Source organism: Syntrophomonas sp. UBA1041 (genome assembly GCF_002316705.1).
Taxonomy (GTDB): Bacteria; Bacillota; Syntrophomonadia; order Syntrophomonadales; family Syntrophomonadaceae; genus DTU019.
Map to the genome: position 1 here is coordinate 5,978 of NZ_DCEA01000031.1, position 1,197 is coordinate 7,174.

The 1,197-nt window shown below is 44.1% G+C and carries 1 protein-coding gene; it reads left to right on the forward strand.

What is annotated here, in order from left to right:
* Positions 1–244 precede the first annotated feature (244 nt).
* On the forward strand, positions 245–1,197 hold a 953-nt coding region (locus B2633_RS05270; RefSeq protein ID WP_483169636.1), incomplete at its 3' end, for a uroporphyrinogen decarboxylase family protein.

Sequence of the window (1,197 nt, forward strand, 5' to 3'; positions counted from 1 at the left end):
GTCGTTCCGAATCAGGCTTCGCCGGCGCTTTGTATATTTATGCAACCATTATGCAACAAGAGGGGTTTTTGCAGTAGAGTCAAACTTTGAATTTAAGACTATTTAACATTCTTAAGTATTCAAAATGAGTATAGTAAATATAAATAATAGTTGCATTGAATTTAAAGAGAAGTTATCATTTAAATTAAAATTACTTATAATAAGCAATAAAAAATTTAAAAATAATGATTCGGGAGGTTGTTTTATGAATGCTGTCCCCAATGATGAAATGACACCGCTCGAAAGAATGGCCGCTTTTGCCGCAGGCAAGCCGTATGACCGGATTCCCTGCAGCAGTTTTAGCGGTGAAACTGCCTGCCATTTTATCGGAACCACGGTATCAAAGTACCGTCATTCCGCTAAATTGATGGCTAGAGTGGAAACGGTTACATATAAGATGTTCGGTCATGACGGTGCCGGGGTCGGCCCAGGATTCCTGGCCCTGGCCGAAGCCATGGGAACCGAACTAAAATATCCGGAAGACAATATACCCTTCGTGGCCAATCCTGTTCTGAAAAACTGGGATGATTTTGATAAGCTGGAACCCGCTGATCCTCATAAGGATGGAAAGTTGCCTATCTATTTAGAAGCCCTGGCCATGATCAAAGATGCCATCGGGGATGAAGTTCCAATAGGTAGTAGTGTCGGGGGACCATTTACCACTGCCGCATTAGTCAGAGGAACCGAGAATTTTCTGAAGGACTTGCGGCGTAATCCGGAGATGGCTCATCGTCTGCTACAACTGGTTACTAATACTACCTTGAATTATATAGATGCAGTAATGGATATGGGCTGTAGCATAAGTATTGGCGACCCGACCGCATCGGGAAGCCTGCTAAGTGTTAAACAGTTTAGAGAATTTGCCAAACCTTACCTTTCTAAACTGTCAGATCGGGTAATAGAACGGACCGGCAAAGGCCCAATGCTGCATATTTGTGGTGATTCAACTCCTATTTGGTCGGATATGGCCGATACCGGAGCGCCAACCCTCAGCCTGGACAATGTTATCGATTTGGCTGAAGCCAAAAAGGTGGTGGGGTACCGGGTCTGTATTATGGGCAATGTTAAACCGATTGATACCATTATGAAAGGAAGCCATCAACAGATCGAGGCCGAAGTTAAGGAATGCCTGCGCAAGGCCTATGATAGCCCTAAAGG